Below are 19246 nucleotides of genomic sequence, written 5' to 3' on the forward strand. Positions count from 1 at the left end.
CAGTCCCTTCGGTGCGCGAAGAAGTCGAGGATGTCGGAAACCAGCCCCCGGAAATGCGGGTCTATGTCGCTGGTGCGCAGGTGCAGCGAGGCAAAACAGAGAGAGGAGCCAGGGGAGGAAGTCGTCGTTTTTCATAGTTACACTGCTAGGATTACGTCTGCGCGACCGGCCAGCCTCGTAGCGACGGTGGTCAGGATCGGGCCGACCACGATCAGACGGCACCCTTCACGACCGCGAGCACGGCGGATACGCCCCGCACTTGGGCGTGATCCGTGGCGAGGGCTTGAGCGTCGGTTCCGGTTTCAGGCATTCCACCGCAACTCGATTGAGGAAAGTGTTGTGGAGCCTGCGTTGACATCGCTCGCCCCAAGCCTTGCGACACGAACGGCTGTGGTCTTGCCACGCATAGAGCGGGAATCGAAATTAAAGATACTTGTCGCAATATTTCGGCCGACGACCGCTGCGACGTTGACGTTGAATGTAGCCAGCGCCACGCCGGTCGCTACGTCGAATGGCTCAACCCGGAAAATGACAGCGCCCGCCGCATCAGCGGTGAAATTGATAGTGATTGAACCCAGTTTGGCCGCCTGAGAGGAAAGCACGAGATATATCTCGCCCGAAGTTGTGGTCGCCGCATCCGGCATTGCGGGCGACCCTATCTGCGACACCAAAGATTTGGGATCGCCAAACGAATTACTATTGTTAACGACGGGGATATTAGCACCGCTGGAGCGCGCACGGAATGCCCCCGTGACGGTTGTGGCGGCAATCTCGTTGATTTCAAGGCGGTTGGTGTAGCCATTAAATACAGCGCCCTCCTCGACCAGCAGTTCTTGACACTTGTTCGCCCATATCGCGGTCGGCGCGCCCGTGTCTCCTCTGAGGAAGGTGCAGCCGCTATCAACCAGGACGCTATAGAGCGTGTCCAGAGCACCGGAAACTTCAAGGCGAATGTCGTTGCTGGAGGCTGGCGTGTCGATCCCGTTAGTCTCAAAATAGCAGCCGTAGAAGCTGACGGACCGGCTTCCGCTACGGATCAGTGCTCCGCTGCCTCGGTTTCCTTCAATGGCAGTACCGAAGAAGTTGACGTTCAGGGGGGAGGCCATGTCGACCCCGGTCACATTTCCCTGGATTTCGCCTCCAACGATGTTGAGGCCGTTGAACGCTACGGCCGGGGAAGCAAGGGCGGTAGGATAGATATGGATGCCCTTGCCAAGACCCTGCACAATTGGATTGATAATCGACCCTATCCACCCACCGCCAATCGCGATGCCGGTGTTGTTCGCTGACGGCAGGGATGACGACGAACAGCGGATATTGTCGATGACCCAGCGAACGGGCCAGTCATTGTCGTTCAACGCGATTAGGTTGAGAAGGATCTGATCTGACCCGAGGGCGCGCAAATGAATATCGCGAAGCGTGCCGTAGCGGAATGCCCGCCCCCGAAGATTCAGCCCTCCATCCGTAAAGGCTAGGATGCTGTCCTGCCCCTCGCCGACGAGGGTAACATTGCCGACCGCCTCCAGCGCCGTTGTAAGAACCTCGCTGTCGCAGAGCCATGTTCCTTTAGGGAGAAACAGTCGCCCAGTTTTCTCAATGCAATCGAGGATCGGGCCCGTATCATCAGTGGCACCATCCCCTTTGCCATTAAACGACAACGGCGACGGACGGATGACGCGCGTCAGGATATCAAATGTTGTCTGCTTTACTGCATTAGCTTCGGGGCGCTTAACCCCCACCGAGCCAGCACCTTGCGCGGACCCGAGGTGGCCAGTGGTCGCGAGCGGTTCGAGCGGAATAGACCCATCGGAGGTGCGCAGGTGCGGCGACAGGGTCCCGTCTCCGTTGTCGACGCGAAACACCAGACCTGATTGGATTGCAGCTTCCCCTGCAGCCACGCTCGCATGGACGGGACCAGAAAAGGCTTCGGCGAAACCGGCCGATAGCGCGGCGGCGTCTACAAACGGCTGGGCTGCCGGGCCAATTGCGTCGGCGATCGCGCACCCCCATGTTTGACCGTTTTTGAGCACCAGAACCATTTCCGTGCCATTCACATCTCCAGCATCAAGGGGGGGCAGTCCTGATATTTTTGCCATTAGTCGTATTCCTCAAAAATGGGCCAATGTGGGTTGTCGACAATGGCAAAGGAATAGACCTCATCGCTTTCAAAGTCGCCGAGCTGCGTCTCGATCGCGTTAGACGCTTGGCGAATCGCGTCGATCGCGGAGACGCGGGCGGCGCCCTCGCTCGGTTCGCGCAGGTCGTCGAGCTGGCGCCAGGCGGGGCTGACGGCATCGATGCGGCGCGCGGTCTCACGCTTGATGCGGGCGAGGAGCAGGGCGCGGGACGTGGTTATCGTGTCGGCCGGCCACTCGATCATCGGCTTGCCGGCTTTCGGCGAGGCGACGATGCGGCCCCCGGCCGACTCCGCGGTCATCAGTTCGGCATGGCGTGCACGCGTGATTGCGACCGCGTCATTCGGGATATGCCGCTTGACCCCGTGTCGCAAAAGCCGCCGGTGGACGGGGAGAAGCGGTTTGCCATGTTCAGTGCCCTACCGTGATGAAGCAGGTTGATGTGCTGGAATCATCCGCACTGAAGACCGAAAACCCGCTGGCAGTGATCGTCGACGCATCGACGCGCGGTGGATTGTCCTTCGAATCCACGCCGCTTCCGACAACGCCGTTCGCGACCACAGAAAAGCAGGCGTTGTCGAAGGCGAGCGCGAACGTCACCGGCGTGGTCGCGTTCGCCGCGGCCGCGAAGTCACCATCACCGGCGGCGGCCTGGCGACCGGCAGCGGAGACCTGTGTATATCGCGGCCTGCGTTTCCAGCGACTGGACGAAATCGAAATGAGCGCGCAGCGGCTTGGCGGCGGCAACATCGCGGATGGTCGCCTCGGCCGTGTCCTGCGTGAGGAAGTCGGCGCAGATCTCCAGCACGTTGGCGCGGACCTCAAGGGTGTGCGGATCGCGCTTGGGGCTGGTCTCCCACCATTCGACGACGGTCAGCAGCGGATGGAAGCGGGCGAGAACCTGCTCCACCGCCGCCCGGGTGCCCTTGATCTTGTGGAAGGGGATGGCCACGGCGACAGCGGTCCGCTTTTCGGCGACCGTCCAGCTGGTGTCCCAGTGGCTGATCGCCAGCCCCCAGGCGAGGAAGGGCAGGGCGTCCGCCTGGCAGGTCGCCGGTCCCCAAGCGTGCCGACCGCCGACAGGTTGATCCGGAAAGCATCACCTCTTCCAGCGCGCGCTCGGCGGCCGGGGCGATCAGGTTCACCCGCTGGACGTCGCCGACATGGGGCGCGGCGATGATTGCCGAGCGGGCAATGTCCCGGTCGAGCCTGTGCATGTCCACTAGATAGGCATCGAGCGTGGCCTGTGCGGTTCCGAGGATCAGGGTCTGGTCAGGCCCGGCAAAGACGTAAAGCTCGGCCTCGATCGCGATGTCGACGGGGGTTGCGGCCCGCACCGTGACCTGATCGGCCTGAGCGCGGTGTTTACCGCGCTCAGGCCCTCGGCCGATGGCACCCCCGGCGCCCGTGGCGGAGAGCACCGTAACCACCACCTCACCCGGCGAAGGCGAAACTGTGGTGGCGTCAGCCATGCCGGAAGGGCCGCAGTGGCGCGCCATATCGGTGTACTGCGGTAGGCCACGGAATTGTAGAGACAGGCTTTGATCACCGCGACTTTGGCGTTGTCCGGGACAAGCAGTTGCGCCGACCCTGAATGAACACGTGGGCGGCGTTATACTCCCAGAACCAGTCAGTCATTCGCTTGGTCCAGGTTGCGCAGTCAAACGACAGGCTCGAGGTTCCCTTTCGAGAGAGGATGGCATATGCGGAGCCTCGATATGGCCACATCGACCCGTTCCGCCCTTCCACGCAGATACAGTTGGAGTATTGCCTTTCCTCTTTTGGCACTGCTACTGGCCATACTATGGTTAGCAGGCGGAGCATCGCGGCCCGACGTCTTGGGGCAGGTGATAACGCGCAGTCTTGCATGGCTCCTGCTGATCGCCGCAATCTTGTCCGGAACACGCTTTTCAACAGCAAACATGAGACCTGTCCTGCTGTTCATGTTGGCCACAATGCTGCTTCCGCTGCTGCAGCTGATACCGTTGCCTGCCGAAGTTTGGACTATGCTGCCGGGTCGAGGGCTTTTTGCCGAAACGGTCATCGTAAATGATACTTGGCGGCCTTGGTCACTCGTTCCGGGAGCAACAATCAACGCGGCATCTTCGCTGGTAGTTCCCTTTGCGACATTGCTCTTGGTGAGCGCCCTTGAGGAGCGGGAGAAGCGTTGGTTGCCGGGGCTGTTGCTGGGACTTGTTTCAGCATCGGCATTCATCGGCTTGCTTCAATTCTCGGGGACCCGTTTCGACCACCCGCTGGTCAACGACACAGTCGGCGTAGTCGGTGGCACCTTTGCCAATCGCAACCACTTTGCACTTTTTACAGCGTTTGGATGCTTGCTCGCGCCCGTCTGGGCATTCACAGAGGGACGAGGGGCACGATGGCGCGGTCCCGTCGCGGGAGGGCTTGTTGTGATCTTCGCGCTCACTATCCTCGCGAGCGGTTCAAGGGCGGGCATTCTGTTGGGGGCACTAGCGCTGGGTGTCGGGCTGGCGCTTTCCTGGGCAGGCATTCGGCGCACACTCCGCCGCGCGCCGAAGTGGGTGTTTCCATCGCTGATCGCAACGATTCTCGGCACGGTTGCGATCTTTGTTCTGATCAGTATCGCGGCTGACCGGGCGCAATCGATCAATCGCGCCTTCGCGGCCGACGTCGGTCAGGATATGCGCAGCCGCGGCCTTCCTACGGTGCTCGCGATGATCGAGACGTATTTCCCTGCGGGCACAGGTTTTGGCAGTTTCGACCCCATATTCCGGATACATGAGTCGTTCGAGCTGCTGAAGCCGACCTACTTCAACCATGCACACAATGACTTTCTCGAGATCGTACTGGACGGCGGACTGCCGGCGCTGACTTTGCTGTTGGCGGCGCTTGGATGGTGGGCGCTTGCAAGCATCCGCGTATGGCGGATGGGGGGCGAACCGCTATACGTGGTGCCCAAACTGGGTTCGGCGATGCTGCTGCTCGTATTTATCGCCAGCGCGTTTGATTATCCTGCCCGCACGCCGATGATGATGGCCATAATTGTGATCGCCGCGGTGTGGCTCAGCCAGGGAGCAGCCGCGGCGGCACGTGCAGCTTTACCGGAACGGGACCAGCCTCTATAGGCTGCAATCCTTCTTTACCCATTGGCTGGAATTACTCAGGCGCATGCGCAAAATCTTGATTGCCTTTATTATTGCTGCAAGCGTGGCAGGATGTGCGGGAACACCTCCGCCGCAGTCCAGCGCGCAGTTGACCGTCATCCCTGACAGCCAAGGCCTGCCGCCACCCAATCGTGAAGACCTGACGGCGGCTGACCGGCCGGCTCTGATTGGACCGCTCGACACGATCGAGGTGGATGTTTTCAATGTTCCCGAGCTTAGCCGCGAGATGCAGGTCGATGCCAGCGGCCGGATCTCCATGCCGCTGGTCGGCACCATAGATGCGCGCGGCAAGACCGCGGGCGAACTGGCGCACGCGATCGAGGATTCGCTGCGCGGCCGTTATGTCCGCAACCCTGAAGTGACCATCAACATCAAGAGTTCGGTCAGTCAGGTCGTCACCGTCGATGGTCAGGTGACCGAGCCGGGCCTTTATCCCGTGACCAACCAGATGACACTGATGCGCGTGATTGCTTCAGCCAAGGGCGTGTCGGAGTTTGCCCGTCTGGAGCAAGTGGTCATTCTGCGTGACGTGAACAATCAGCGCATGGCGGGCTTGTACGATTTAGGTGCAATCCGTCGCGGCGCTTATGCCGATCCCCCGATCTACGCCAATGACGTCGTCATCGTCGGCGATTCTCCTGCGCGTCGTCTCTTCCGGGATGTCGTCTCTCTGGCACCCCTTATCGCGGCTCCGCTTGTCGCGATCTTACGGTGAGGCCTGCTGCCATGAATCTTCTTAATTCCAATCTGCAAGGCGCGGCGCCCGTTGTGTTTGCTCAGCCGCAGGCCGCCGCTGGAACTGACAACAACGCGATACCGATCCTGCGCCAGTATCTGCGCATCGCTTTGCGGTGGCGCTATGTCATGCTGGGCGCGATTGCTGCATGCTTCCTGCTAGGCCTGATCGTGACTTTGCTGATGACGCCGCAATATGCGGCGTCAACGACAATTGAAATCTCGCGCGAATCCGACAGAATCACCAACTTCCAGGGCGTGGAGCGCGATGCGGGCATCGCTGATCAGGAATTCTATCAGACTCAGTACGGCTTGCTGGAGTCCAGCTCACTTTCCGAGCGCGTGGCGATGCAGCTCAGGCTGGTGGATGACCCGAAGTTCTTCGAGATGTTTGGCGCGGCTGAAGACGACCCTGCCTTCGAGCTGACCGATGGCCGCTATCCGGCGTCTGGTCGCACCAAGCGCCAAAGAATCGCAGGCGAGATTTTGCGCGATAATCTGAGTGTTGACCCCACGCGTCTGTCTCGGCTGGTGGATGTCCGTTTCACCAGTCCGAACGCCGCCTTCTCCGCAAAAGTAGCCAATGCCTGGGCTGAAAACTTCATCCAGACCAATCTGGAGCGCAAGATTCAGGCGACGTCCTATGGACGCAATCTGTTGCAGCGCCAGTTGGCGGAAGCGAAAGACAAGCTCGATCAGTCGCAACGTCAGTTGGTTGGATATGCTTCGGCGGCGAAAATTATTAACCTGCCGGCGCAGTCCGGCGGCGATGGCACTACGACATCAGAACGATCCATTGTCGTCGACGATCTGGCGGCGCTGAACTCCGCACTTGCGCAGGCGACCGCTTCCCGCATTCACGCTGAAGCGCGCTACGAGCAGGGGGGGCGCAACGGCGCGTCGATAGAGGCGCTGGGCAATCAGGCAATAAATAGTCTGCGCCAACGCCGCGCGGAACTGGCCGCCGAGTATGAGCGGATGATGACGCAGTTCGAGCCCGGATATCCGGCCGCGAAAGCCATCAAGTCCGAAATTGACCAACTTGATCGGGGAATCGAGCGCGAAGAGAACCGGGTGTCGAGTTCCCTGCTCGCAGGGTATCGTGAAGCACAAGAACGCGAGCGCGGGCTGCAGGCCGCAGTCGACCAGCTCAAGGACGATTATCTCAATCTGCGCCGGCGCAGTATTCAGTATAACATCTATCAGCAGGAAGTGGACACGAACCGCGCCCTCTATGACGCCCTTCTGCAGCGCTTCAAGGAGATCGGTGTAGCGGGCGGTGTGGGCATAAACAATGTTGCCGTTGTCGATCCGGCAAAGGTTCCCGACCAGCCTTCCAGTCCGCGACTGCTGATCAACCTGGCTATCGCTCTTCTGGCGGGTCTGGGTCTGGGCGCGGCGCTGGCCTTCGCGCTAGAGCAGATGGACGAGGCGATTGCCGACCCGGCGGAAGTTGAACGACGCCTCGGGCTTCCGCTGCTCGGTTCCATTCCAAAGGTGGAGGGAGAAACCCCGAAAGAGGCGCTGCTCGATCGCAAGTCGGATCTTGTGGATGCCTATCTGGCGGTGCAGACCAATCTTGCATTCTCCACCGAACACGGGGTGCCCCGCTCGTTTTCGGTCACCTCGACCCGCCCGGCCGAAGGCAAATCGACTACGTCGCTTGCATTGGCTACAACGCTTGCCCGTGCGGGGAAAAACGTCATCCTCATCGACGGTGACATGCGCTCGCCATCAATCCACCATCTGGGCGGCGTCGGGCATGAGCGCGGCCTGAGCAACTTCCTTGCCGGAGAGGACGATATCGAATCCCTCCTCTTCTCCATGAGTGAACTTGGTTTCGTGGCGATGTCCGCCGGGCCGCTTCCGCCCAACGCTGCGGAATTGCTGACGGGCGATCGTTTGGCGCTGCTGATTTCGCGTCTGCTCAAGACCTATGATCACGTGGTTATCGATTCGCCGCCGGTGATGGGCCTGGCCGATGCGCCGCTGATCGCTACAAGGGTCGAGGGCGTCATCGTCGCGGTTGAATCGCATGGCATCCGGACGAGCCTCGTAAAGACCGCTCTGGGACGCCTCGCCAGCGCCAACGCCCGGGTCATTGGCAGCGTTCTGACCAAGTTCGAAGCGAGGAAAGCCCATTACGGCTATGGCTACGAATATGGCTATGGTTATGGTCGAACGACGGAAGCTGACGCAAAGGCGGCTTGATGGGCAGGCGCGGATCTCTTCGACAGCGCTCGGCGAAGGAATGGGTGATCCGTCTGGGTCTGGCGGGAGCCGCGGCGTGGATAGGTTACCTGTCCGTCTTGCAGTCCCTGGCGGTGGCGCTTCCGGCCAGCCAGATCGAACGCGCCTATGCGTTGGCACCCGGCAATGGCCGTATTGCCGCTCGTCTTTCGGAGGTACTTTCCGGACCGGAGGCTACGCCTGAGGATCGTGCTCGTGCCGCTCGAGTAGCGCGGGCCGCCTTGCAGCATGAGCCGACGGCTGTCGGAGCAGTCGCCACTCTCGGGCTCGACGCGTTGATCCGTGGCGACGAGGCGGAAGCCAAGCGCCTGTTCAGCTACTCACAACACTTGTCGCGCCGGGATCTGCGCACGCAGCTTTGGGCAATCGAGGATGCTGTGGCGAGCGGCGAAATTTCCAGTGCTCTCAAGCACTACGACATCGCTCTGCGAACGAAGAGGACGGCGCCGGAACTGCTCTATCCGGTGTTGTCCGCCGCAATTGCCAACCAGGAAGTGCGCGCCGGTCTGGTCACAACGCTGGCGGCCAAGCCGATCTGGGGCGACAGCTTTGTCTACTATGCCGCTGCGAACAGCTCCGAGCCCGGAAACACCGCTGGGTTGTTCAAGGGATTGCGACGTGCAGGCTACCCCATTCCCGATCGCGCAAACAACGCTCTGGTCAACGCCCTGCGCGCGGATAATGCGTTCGAAGAAGCCTGGTCCTATTATTCGGCTATCCGCGAAGGAGCGGATCGACGCAGATCGCGTGACCCTGATTTCAAGGCGATGCTTGAGACGCCCTTGGCGTTCGATTGGGTGGCGGAAAATAGTGCGGGCATTTCGACGGCACTTCAGCCCAGGCCCGACGGCGGCCTGTTCGATTTCGCCGTGTCGCCGAGCGTAAGCGGGCGGCTGCTTTGGCAGCAGCAAATGCTGCCGGAAGGGGAGTACGTTCTGGAGGGCCATAGCGTCGGAATTGATCAGCCTTCAGGTTCGCGGCCTTATTGGACGTTAAGCTGTCTTGGCGGACGTGAGCTCGGACGGCTGCAATTGCGGAACTCGTCGGAGGCGGAAGGGCGGTTTTCCGGCCGCTTCACCGTTCCTGCTAATTGCCCGGTACAAGTGCTGGCGTTGATCGCGCGATCCTCCAGCGAAATCGACGGCGTGGCGGGGCAAATCGACCGCGCCCAGATTCGTCCCTTGCGCTGAACCACGGGAGCTTGAACCGTCATGAGAGATCATAATCTCCGCCGCATGGGCATCCTTGTTTCATTGGTGCTCGCGCCGCTTCCTTCCATGGCTCAGACACAGAGCCAACGTCAGACACAGGGCCGACCTCAGACTCAGAACGAGCAGCTGCCTGGGCGAGTGGCGGAATCGGCGGTGGGCGAGGTGGGCCAGCGCCAGACGCGTGAGCAGGCAAACATTGAACCTATGGCGCGCATCAACAGCCGGATCGCCAATCGCGTTCAGAACCGCATCCGCAACCGCATTGACCGCTATTACAACCCGCAAGCCAACACCACGTCGCCGTTCGAAGTTGCCGCTGAGCAAGCGCAAGACTCCGGCTCTCGGGTCCGGCGCTGATGGTGCGCAACATCCTTCGGCGTGTGGCCTGAACTTCAGTTTTCCTTCAGCCTCGGCAAGAGGCCGGCCCGGAAATGCACTACTGCGCGGCAAAGCCCCCGACATAGGTCAGGGACTCGCTCGCACGCTTCAGGCCGGGTTCCAGCCGATGACTGCCTTGGTCTCCAGATATTCCTCGAAGCCGTAGTCGCCCCATTCGCGGCCGTTGCCGGAGCGTTTGTAGCCGCCGAAGGGGGCGTGGAAGTCGAAGCCGCCGTTTACCCAGATCGCGCCCGTGCGCATCTTGCGGGAGACCTCGCGGCACGTTTCGAGATCCTGGCCGCTGACATAGCCGCCAAGGCCGAATATCGAATCGTTGGCGATCTCGACCGCGTGGTCGAGGTCGTCGTAGCCGATGATGACGAGGACGGGCCCGAAGATTTCCTCGCGGGCGATCACCATGTCGTTGGTGCCGACGAACACGGTGGGCTTCACATACCAGCCCTTGTCCAGCCCCTCGGGGCGGCCGGGGCCGCCGGCGATCAGCTCGGCGCCTTCCTCGATGCCCTTCTCGATGTACTGCTGGATGATGTTGTACTGGCTTTTGGAAACAACCGGACCCATCGCGAAATTGCCGGTCGGATCGCCCACGGTGACGCCATTGGCGGCTTCGGCGGCGGCCGCCTTGACCTCGTCCATACGCGAGGATGGCACCAGCAGGCGCGAGCCGGCCGAGCAGGTCTGCCCCGAATTGCCCATCATCCCGGCGGTAGCCGCCGCGACGTTGGCGCCGAGATCGCTGTCGTCGAGCACGATCCACGCGCTCTTGCCGCCCAGTTCGAGGCCGACGCGCTTGACGGTGTCGGCCGCGTCCTTCTGGATCTGCACGCCCACCGGCTCGGAGCCGGTGAAGGAGATCATGTCGACGTCCTCGTGCGTGGTGAGCGCAGTGCCGATCTCGCTGCCCTTGCCCTGGATCATGTTGAACACGCCGGCGGGCACGCCGCTGTCATGCAGGATTTCGGCAAGCAGTTGGGCCGAATAGGGCGCGAGTTGCGGCGGCTTCAGGATCATCGTGCAGCCGGTGGCGAGCGCCGGGAAGATCTTCACGCAGGTCTGGTTCATAGGCCAGTTCCATGGGGTGATGAGCCCGCACACGCCGATCGGTTCCTTGCGGATCAGCGTGACCCCGCGTTCTTCCTCGAACTTGAAGGCCTTGAGCACTTCGATGGCCGTGCCCAAGTGGCCCTTGCCAAGCAGGGTGTGGAAGCCGCAGCCGAGCGACAGGGGCGCGCCCATTTCCTCGGTGATTGCTTCGCCCAGCTCGCGTTCACGGCGCTCGTACTCGGCCTGGATCGTCTCGAGCAGGTCGAGCCGTTCCTTGACCGAGGTCTGCGAATAGCCGGCAAAGGCCCGGCGCGCGGCGGCGACGGCCTTGTCGACATCGGCGGACGAGCCGAGCGAGATCTGGCCCGAGACTTCCTCGGTCGCCGGGTTGATGACTTCGGCCGTGCGCGCGGGCGCGACCGGGTCGGTCCACTGGCCGTCGATATAGAACTGGGTGTAGTTGCGCATGTCCTGCTCCCGGTGTGTTCGGTTGGGTTCGAGACCCATCCCCGTCATTGCGAGGCGTGAAACGACGAAGCGATCCAGGGCTGTGACATATTGCTCTGGATCGTCTCGCTGCGCTCGCGGCGGCGAGCGCGCGGATAAAGGGGCCGGCGCGGAAGATGATCCATGCCGGCCTTCCGGATTACTGTGTGCCTTCGGCGTACCAGGTCTTGAACTCGGCGTATTGCGGCTTGTCCGTGGCATTGGCCTTGGGTTCGATCGGCACGTGGATCACGGTCGGGCCGCCGCGCTGATAGGCGCGCGCGATCGCCGGGCCGAGATCCTCGGCCCGCTGCACGAACTCGCCGGCGGCGCCGAAGCCTTCCGCGATCTTGTCGAAGCGGACCTTGTCCGACCAGTGGACGCCCGGCTCGGCGGTTCCTTCGCCGAAGTAGCCGCGGTAGACGCCGACCTCGAGACCCCACTGGAAATCGACGCCGACGACGATGACCAGCGGCAGGTTCTTGCGCACCGCCACTTCCAGTTCGCCGATGTGGAACAGGAAGGAGGAGTCGCTGGTCATCAGCATGCCGGGACGTGCCTGGCCGGTTTCGGCCTGATCGGCGAGCATCGCGCCGGTGGCGTAAGGCAGGCCGGTGCCGATGTGGCCGTAGTTCTGGTTCCAGACGACGTCGCGCGGCTTGGCCTGGTTGTAGGTCCAGGTGAAGACCACCGTGGCGCCGCCATCGCGGATCATGATGCCGTCCTTGGGGAATGCCTTCGTCGCCTCGGTAATGAAGCGCGCTGTGTTCATCGGCACGTTGCCGGTGCCGTCGTCGCGGGTCGTCGATTCCTCATAGAGGTCGGCGATCTGTCCGGCTTCGCGCTCGATGTACTCGGTCAGGCTCGGATGGCCCGGCAGGTTCGCGCCCTGCAGCGCGCGCACGAGCTGCGGCACGACCGCGCGCACATCGCCGACGAGCGGAACGTCAAAGGAGCGGTTGACGCCGATCGCGGTCGGATCCTGCTGGACGTAGATCCACTTGCGGTTCGCCTCGTTGTCGACCCAGTGGCGCCAGCGGCCGTAATGGCTCGGCTCGCCCAGCTCCGTGGCAAGCGCAATCACCAGATCGCTCTCGATCACCGCGTCCACCGAGACTTCGGAAAAGCCATAAGGGAACGTGCGGTCTTCCAGGCCCGGAATGAACGAGGTGCCGCCCGAGGTCTGGATAACCGGGCACTGCATCAGGTCCGCCAGTTCCTTGACCTTCGCGCCCGAGCGCGTGGTGTGGACGGCGTGGCCGACCAGCAGGATCGGCTTCTTGGCGGCCTTGATGAGTTCGGCGGCCTCGGCGATGCGATCGCCGTCGGCACCCTGGCCCACCAGGCGGTACATGGACGGCGGCAGCGCGGCGGGAACGTCCAGTTCCTCGAGGATCACGTGGGCCGGATACTCGATGTAGCACGGACCGGGCGTACCCGACATGGCGACGCGGAGCGCCTCGCGGATGATCTCGTCGGTCTGGTCGGCATATTCGATCGATCCCGAATACTTGACCGAGTCCTCGATCATTGGCTCCTGCCGGACGAACTGGATGCGGCCCCGGCGCACGCGGCGCTCGGTCACGCGCGCGCGCTGGCCGCCGAGGAAAATGACCGGATCATTCTCGACCTTGGCGCACTGGATCGCCGGCATGGCATTGGCAAGGCCCGGACCGAGCGTCGCAATGCACAGCGCCGGCTTGCCGGTAATGCGCGAAGCCGCGGCCGCCATGTGGCCGGCCGAGGCCTCGTGATGCGGCGAAACGACCGTCCAGCCCCGCTTTTCGGCTTCCAGGAACAGGTGGACGAAGTTGGGATCGGGAATGCCGAACAGGGTCCGGATTCCCTCGGCCTCGAACAGGTCGAGAATGCGCTTGTAGACAGGGACGCCCTTTGACGCCGTCTGCGTGGCTTCCGTCTGGGGCTGGTCGTCGTACATGTGGTGGCCTTTCTTCGATCTCGATCCTGGTGGTTTCGCGCCTGTCGGTTCCGCGGGGCGTGCCGTCATGTGCTCGGGGCGGCGTGACAGCCCCTCAGCCGAGCATGAACGTGCGGGTGGTTTTCAGTCACTCTCCCATGGTGCGGCCGCGTGACGCGCTTTGCGTCATTGACTAAGCTCTTCCCGGCTCAAATCAACAGCACTGTTTACTTGGGGGCGTCAACTTTCTCAGCAATCGCCTCGGCGTTTCCGTCGAGTTCGGCAAGCACCGCCTGGTTGTCCTCGCCCAGCATCGGCGCCGCGCCGTGGACGCGGCCGGGCGTGGCCGAAAACCACGTCGGCACGCCCGGAAAGCGCACGGGGCCTTGCGCGGTTTCCACCTCCTCGAAAAAGCCGATGGCATTGAGGTGCTTGTTGTCGAACAGTTCGTCGGTCGAGCGCAGCGGCGCGCAGGGGATATGCAGCGCCCGCAGGGTGTCCAGCCATTCCTGCGTGGTGCGGGTCAGAAACGTCTCGCCCAGCAGGCCGTAGACGCGCCCGATCTGCCGGGCGCGCTTTTCCAGCGTGGAGAATTCCTCGCCCCGGTCGCCAATGGCCCATTCCGGTCGGATCGCCTCGATGAAGGCGTCCCAGTGCTTGTCGTTGTAGACCAGCGCGGCGATGTAGCCGTCGCTGGTCCTGTACGGGCGGCGGTTTCTTTCGACCGCGCGGTGATAATGCGCGGGCGTGGTCGGGGGCGAGAATATCGCGCCGTTGGCATGCTCGACCAGCATGAACGAGCTCATCGCCTCGAACATCGTCACTTCGACTTCCTGGCCCTCTCCCTTGCTCCGGCCGCCGGTTCGCTCGCGGTGGAATAGAGCCATCATCGTCGCATGGAGCGCGTGCAGGCCCGCCACCTTGTCGGCCATGATCGTGGCGACATAGCCCGGCTCGCCGTTCATCAGACCCTGGACGTAGGGAATGCCGCATTCGGCCTGGATGGTGTCGTCATAGGCCGGCTTGTCCGCCTCGGGGCCGCGCCGCGAGTAGCCGTAGCAGTTGGTGTAGACGATATCCGGCCGGATCGCGCGCACCGCCTCGTAGTCGAACCCGAGTTTGCGGATCGCGCTGCCGCGCATCGAATGGATGAAGACGTCGGCGGTGGCGATCAGGCGGCGCAGCGTCTCCTTGTCCTGGTCCTGGCGCAAGTCGAGCATGACCCCGCGCTTGCCGCGATTCACGTTGACGTAGATGCCGCCCATGCCCGGCACCGGCCCCTGGCTGATCCAGCGCGTATTGTCTCCTGCGGGCGGCTCGATCTTGATGACCTCCGCGCCCATGTCGGCCATGATCTGGGTGGCATAGGGACCGAAGACGACGCTCGTCAGGTCGATCACGCGCAGTCCGGCAAGCGGCCCGCTGCGGTCCTGTGGCTTTGCCGGGGCGGTCATTGTTTTCTCCATCATCCGTAAGGGTCCGATAGCGCAGCCCTGCCGTCAAATCCATGCGTATTTTCGTTCATCAGGCGCATAGTCGCACAATGTCGGTTGTGCCGGCCGCCGCGCGCTGCTAAATCCCCGCGCCGGAACCGAACCGGCAAGGAAGGCCAAATCCCTTGGATTTCTCATTCACCGAAGACCAGCAGAACATCCGCGAGGCGGTCCTCAAGCACTGCTCGCAGTTTTCCGACGAGTACTGGCTCGAAAAGGACCGCTCGGGCGAGTGGCCCCACGAGTTTCACAAGTCGATGGCCGAAGCCGGATGGCTGGGCGTCGCCATGCCCGAAGCGGTGGGCGGCGCGGGGCTGGGGATCACCGAGGCGGCGGTGATGATGCAGGCCGTGGCGGAAAGCGGCGGAGGGATTGCGGCGGCATCGACGATCCACGGGCCGGTCTTCGGGCTCGAGCCGGTGATCCTGTTCGGTACGCCCGAACAGCAGCAGCGCATGATCCCCCCGATCCTCTCGGGCGAGGAGAAGATGTGCTTTGCCGTGACCGAGCCCAACACCGGGCTCGACACCACCAGCCTCAAGACGCGGGCCGAGAAAGTGCCGGGCGGCTACAAGGTCAATGGCGAGAAGATCTGGATCACCAACGCCCACGTGGCCGATCGCATGCTCCTGATCGCGCGCACCACGCCGCTCGAGGAGGTCAAGCGCAAGACAGACGGGCTGACCCTGTTCTACTGCAAGCTCGACCACGAGAAGGTGGAGCACCGGCTGATCCCGAAGATGGGACGCCACGCGGTCGGCTCGAACATGCTGTTCATCTCCGACCTGTTCATTCCCGAGGAAGACCGCATCGGCGAGGAAGGGCAGGGCTTCAGGATCCTGCTCCAGGGCCTCAACCCCGAGCGCGTGCTGCTCGGCGCCGAGGCGACGGGGCTGGGCCGCGTGGCGATCCAGAAGGCTTCGCGCTATGCCCGCGAACGCATCGTCTTCGGCCGGCCGATCGGCCAGAACCAGGGCATCCAGCACCCGCTCGCCAAGGCCTGGATGCAGGTCGAGGCGGCGAGCCTGATGGTGTTCAAGGCCGCGAGCCTGTTCGACAAGGGCGAGGACTGCGGCGTCGAGGCCAACACCGCCAAGTTCCTGGCGGCAGAGGCGGGATACGAGGCTTGCCAGACGGCGGTCATGTCGATGGGCGGCATGGGCTATGCGCAGGAGTATCACGTCGAGCGCTACCTTCGCGAAGTGCTGATCCCCCGCATCGCTCCGGTCAGCCCGCACCAGATCATGAACTACATCGCAGAGAGGGTTTTGGGGCTGCCGAAGTCGTATTGAGGCGATCTTTGCGTCATCCCGGACTTGCTCCGGGACCGGCGCCGGTGTTTACGAGCGAGGTTGCGCGAGACGTAGCGCCGAACGACTGCCACCGGTCCCGGAGCACGTCCGGGATGACGAAGGGAAAAGAAATGCCCGTTACCAACGAACCCGTCACCGCCCGCTCCTGGCTCTTCGCGCCGGGCGATAGCGAGAAGAAGATGACCAAGGCGATGGAGGGCGAGGCCGACATCGTCCTCATCGACCTCGAGGACGCGGTCGCGCCCGACAACAAGGCGAGCGCCCGCCCGATGGTCCACGACTTTATCAAGGCCCATCCCGAGCAGCGCCACCGCCTGTGGGTGCGTATCAATCCGTTCGACGGCCCCTATGCCCTGGCCGATCTCGCCGCGATCGTGCCGGCCCGTCCCGGCGGGATCATGCTGCCCAAGGTCTATGGCCGCGCCGAGGTCGAAAAGCTGGACCACTGCCTCTCCGTGCTGGAAGTGGCGAACGGCGTGGAGGAAGGCTCCACCCCGGTGATCGTCCTCATCACCGAGACCGCCGAAGCAATGTTCCATACCGGCGACTACAAGGGCGCGCCGCGCGTCGTGGCGCTGACCTGGGGGGCGGAAGACCTTGCGGATTCGGTCGGTGCCAGCTCGAACAAGAACGACGACGGCTCCTACAGCTTCACCTACGAACTGGCGCGCAGCCTGACCGTGCTCGGCGCCGCGGCCGCCGGCGTGACCGCGATCGAGACGATCAGCGCCGACTTCAGGGATCTCGATGCTCTGAAAGCGCGAGCCGAAAGGGTACGCCGCGACGGCTTTCGGGGAATGATGGCGATCCATCCGGCGCAGGTGCCGGTGATCAACGCCGCCTTCACGCCCACCGAGGAGGAAATCGCCGAGGCCCAGGAAATCGTCGACCTCTTCGCCGCCAACCCCGGCGTCGGCGCGATCGGCTGGAAGGGCGGCATGCTCGATCGCCCGTACCTCGCGCGCGCCGAGCGGCTGCTGCGGCAGGCGGGAACGCTGTGAGCCCAAACCCGGTCCCGCCCGTCCTGCGCTTGTCGAAGGATGGGCGGGGTTGGGGCAGCGGGCGGACCGAATGACTGAAACCGTCCTTCCCGATACGCTCGACCTTTCGAAGTACCTGCGCCGCGGCGACCGGATCGTCTTCGGCCAGGCCTGCGGCGAACCGACCACGCTGGTCGAAGCGCTGATCGGGCAGGGCGCGGCAATCGGCGATCTCGGCGCCTTCATCGCGACCAGCTTTTCCGGTCTGTTCACGCCGGAAACAGCAAGTGCCTTCCGCCTTTCCAGCATGGGCGCGATCGGTGCGCTGCGCGCCATGGCCAGGGCTCACGCGCTGGAGGTGATTCCCCTCCATGTCAGCCAGATCGCGCCGCTGATCGAAAGCGGGGTGATGCCCTGCGACGCGGCGATGATACAGGTCAGCCCGGCGGACGCGCAGGGTAACCATTCGTGCGGCCTGATCTCCGACTACGTGCGCGCCGCCGCGAGCAAGGCGCGCGTGGTGATCGCCGAAGTCAACGAACAGGTGCCCCGAGTGCCCGGCGAGACGATCCCGGCCTCGGCCATCGACGTGGCCGTGAAAGTCAGCCGCGCGCCGGTGGAAGTGCCGCCCGCGAAGATCGGCCCGGTTGATGAGGCTATCGCGCGGAATTGTGCCGAATATATCGGCGACGGTTCGGTGATCCAGACTGGGGTGGGCGCGGTGCCCGATGCCATCCTGCGCCTGCTACGCGATCGCAGGGATCTGGGCGTCCACTCCGGCATGCTGGGCGACGGGCTGGTCGATCTGGCCGAAGCGGGCGTGCTGACCAACGCGCGCAAGGAGATCGACCGGGGCGTCTCGATCAACGGCGCGCTGATCGGCACGCGGCGGCTCTATGACTGGGCGCATGACAACCCCGCGATCCGCATGACGCCGACGAGCTACACCCACGACGCCAGCGTGCTGGCCCGGCTTTCGCGCCTCGTCACGATCAACTCGGCGCTGGACGTGGACCTCACCGGTCAGGTCAACGCGGAGCAGTCGGGCATGGCCTATCTTGGCGGAACCGGCGGACAGGTGGATTTCGTGCGCGCCGGTGCCCGCTCGCCGGGCGGCGCCTCGCTGACGGTGCTTGCTTCCACCGCCAGGGGCGGCTCGGTGAGCAGGATCGTGCCCGCGCTCTCGGGGCCGGTTACCACCGCGCGCAGCGAAGTCGACGTGGTCGTCACCGAGTACGGCGCGGCGGAACTGAAAGGGCAGTCACTGGCGCAGCGAGCGCGGCGGCTGGTGAGAATCGCGCATCCCGATTTCCGCGAAGAACTGGAGCGCACCGCGTTCGAGATCGCAAAACGAGGATTTTGACCGATGACCGATGCCGTCCTTTTCGACATCCGCGACGAGGAAATCGCGGTGATAACCATCAACCGCCCGGACCAGCGCAACTGTCTGGGCCGCGAGGTGCGCGAAGGTCTTCGCGGCGCGTGGGACCGTTTCGAGCGCGACCCGTCGCTGCGTATCGCCATTCTCACGGGCAGCGGCGACAAGGTCTTCTGCGCGGGCGGCGATCTCAAGGAGATGGTCGAAACCGGCATGACGGTCCCGCCGCGCGAAATGTACGCGCTGCCTTACGACACGGTCGAACTTTCCAAGCCGACCATCGCGGCGGTGGGTGGCCATGCCTTTGCCGGCGGCTGGATGATCGCGCAGGCCTGCGACCTGTGCGTTGCCTCGACCAACGCGACCTTCGCGATTACCGAGGTGCGGGTGGGGCGGGGCAGCCCATGGGCCGCGCCGCTGATCCATATGATCCCGCAGCGGATCATGATGGAGCTCATGCTCACCGGAAAGCCGATCACGGCTGAGCGCGCATACGAGATCGGTCTCGTCAATCGCCTCGCCCAGCCGGGCGGGGCGCTCGATGCCGCCCTCGAACTGGCGACAGAAGTGCTCGAAGGGGCGCCGCTTTCGGTCAAGGCCGCGCGCGAGACGGTGATGCTGGCGACCGAGATGGGCCGTTCCGCCGCGCTCCGGGCCGCCCGCGCCGCGCACGATCAGGCCTATAATTCGCAGGACGCGCAGGAAGGGCCGCGCGCCTTCGCGGAGAAGCGCAGGCCGGTCTGGAAAGGCTGCTGAGC

Annotated in this window: 15 protein-coding genes and 1 pseudogene; 9 read left to right on the plus strand and 7 right to left on the minus strand. The window is 63.5% G+C overall.

Features of this window, described 5'->3' with window-relative positions:
• Positions 1–302 precede the first annotated feature (302 nt).
• From IEX32_RS03905 to IEX32_RS20585, 4 genes and pseudogenes are all read right to left on the minus strand, one after another.
• Positions 303–2096 carry a hypothetical protein gene (locus IEX32_RS03905; RefSeq protein WP_188768595.1) on the minus strand — a complete coding sequence of 598 codons (1794 nt, stop codon included), beginning with the start codon at positions 2094–2096 and terminating at the stop codon, positions 303–305.
• On the minus strand, positions 2096–2437 hold the full coding sequence (locus tag IEX32_RS03910; RefSeq protein WP_188768597.1) for a hypothetical protein: 342 nt from the start codon (positions 2435–2437) through the stop codon (positions 2096–2098). The genes IEX32_RS03905 and IEX32_RS03910 overlap by 1 nt, the downstream gene beginning before the upstream one ends.
• 109 nt (positions 2438–2546) lie before the next feature.
• Positions 2547–2885, minus strand: coding sequence for a gp53-like domain-containing protein (locus IEX32_RS21165; protein WP_444543971.1), 339 nt, complete (start codon positions 2883–2885; stop codon positions 2547–2549).
• A pseudogene (locus IEX32_RS20585) lies at positions 2773–3210 on the minus strand (phage tail protein I); the annotation flags it as partial. The gene IEX32_RS21165 and the pseudogene IEX32_RS20585, both read right to left, overlap by 113 nt.
• A gap of 643 nt (positions 3211–3853) precedes the next feature.
• Here IEX32_RS20585 and IEX32_RS03930 point away from each other — a divergent pair.
• From IEX32_RS03930 to IEX32_RS03950, 5 genes are read left to right on the plus strand one after another with little or no spacing between them, the layout of a single operon-like run.
• Positions 3854–5242: an O-antigen ligase family protein gene (locus IEX32_RS03930; protein WP_188768605.1), complete on the plus strand. Its 1389-nt coding sequence runs from the start codon at positions 3854–3856 to the stop codon at positions 5240–5242.
• Positions 5243–5285: 43 nt separating this feature from the next.
• Positions 5286–5996 carry a polysaccharide biosynthesis/export family protein gene (locus tag IEX32_RS03935; protein WP_188768606.1) on the plus strand — a complete coding sequence of 237 codons (711 nt, stop codon included), beginning with the start codon at positions 5286–5288 and terminating at the stop codon, positions 5994–5996.
• An 11-nt stretch (positions 5997–6007) separates the two neighbouring features.
• Positions 6008–8227 (plus strand): GumC family protein, encoded by a 2220-nt coding sequence (locus IEX32_RS03940; RefSeq protein WP_188768609.1) that lies wholly within the window; start codon positions 6008–6010, stop codon positions 8225–8227.
• Entirely contained in the window at positions 8227–9456 is a 1230-nt protein-coding gene (locus tag IEX32_RS03945) for a hypothetical protein (RefSeq protein ID WP_188768611.1), read from the plus strand. Before IEX32_RS03940 ends, IEX32_RS03945 begins: the two co-directional genes overlap by 1 nt.
• Before the next feature lie 21 nt (positions 9457–9477).
• Positions 9478–9834 (plus strand): hypothetical protein, encoded by a 357-nt coding sequence (locus IEX32_RS03950; protein ID WP_188768612.1) that lies wholly within the window; start codon positions 9478–9480, stop codon positions 9832–9834.
• A 129-nt stretch (positions 9835–9963) separates the two neighbouring features.
• Here IEX32_RS03950 and IEX32_RS03955 read toward each other — a convergent pair whose 3' ends face one another.
• From IEX32_RS03955 to IEX32_RS03965, 3 genes are all read right to left on the minus strand, one after another.
• Positions 9964–11388 carry an aldehyde dehydrogenase family protein gene (locus tag IEX32_RS03955; protein WP_188768614.1) on the minus strand — a complete coding sequence of 475 codons (1425 nt, stop codon included), beginning with the start codon at positions 11386–11388 and terminating at the stop codon, positions 9964–9966.
• Positions 11389–11566: 178 nt separating this feature from the next.
• Positions 11567–13345, minus strand: coding sequence for a thiamine pyrophosphate-binding protein (locus tag IEX32_RS03960; RefSeq protein ID WP_188768616.1), 1779 nt, complete (start codon positions 13343–13345; stop codon positions 11567–11569).
• Between the two features lie 206 nt (positions 13346–13551).
• Complete coding sequence (locus tag IEX32_RS03965; protein WP_188768618.1) at positions 13552–14778, minus strand: CaiB/BaiF CoA transferase family protein; 1227 nt, start codon at positions 14776–14778, stop codon at positions 13552–13554.
• A gap of 164 nt (positions 14779–14942) precedes the next feature.
• Here IEX32_RS03965 and IEX32_RS03970 point away from each other — a divergent pair, with 164 nt between their 5' ends.
• The 4 genes from IEX32_RS03970 (at position 14943) to IEX32_RS03985 (ending at position 19244) form a co-directional block, all read left to right on the plus strand.
• A complete protein-coding gene (locus IEX32_RS03970; RefSeq protein ID WP_188768620.1) occupies positions 14943–16109 on the plus strand; it encodes an acyl-CoA dehydrogenase family protein in 1167 nt (388 codons plus the stop codon).
• A 131-nt stretch (positions 16110–16240) separates the two neighbouring features.
• Complete coding sequence (locus tag IEX32_RS03975; protein ID WP_188768622.1) at positions 16241–17131, plus strand: HpcH/HpaI aldolase/citrate lyase family protein; 891 nt, start codon at positions 16241–16243, stop codon at positions 17129–17131.
• Positions 17132–17201: 70 nt separating this feature from the next.
• Positions 17202–18473 (plus strand): acetyl-CoA hydrolase/transferase family protein, encoded by a 1272-nt coding sequence (locus IEX32_RS03980; RefSeq protein ID WP_188768624.1) that lies wholly within the window; start codon positions 17202–17204, stop codon positions 18471–18473.
• A gap of 3 nt (positions 18474–18476) precedes the next feature.
• Positions 18477–19244: an enoyl-CoA hydratase/isomerase family protein gene (locus IEX32_RS03985; RefSeq protein ID WP_188768626.1), complete on the plus strand. Its 768-nt coding sequence runs from the start codon at positions 18477–18479 to the stop codon at positions 19242–19244.
• Positions 19245–19246 lie beyond the last annotated feature (2 nt).

The sequence above is a fragment of the Novosphingobium endophyticum genome (genome assembly GCF_014640675.1).
Classification (GTDB): Bacteria; Pseudomonadota; Alphaproteobacteria; order Sphingomonadales; family Sphingomonadaceae; genus Novosphingobium; species Novosphingobium endophyticum.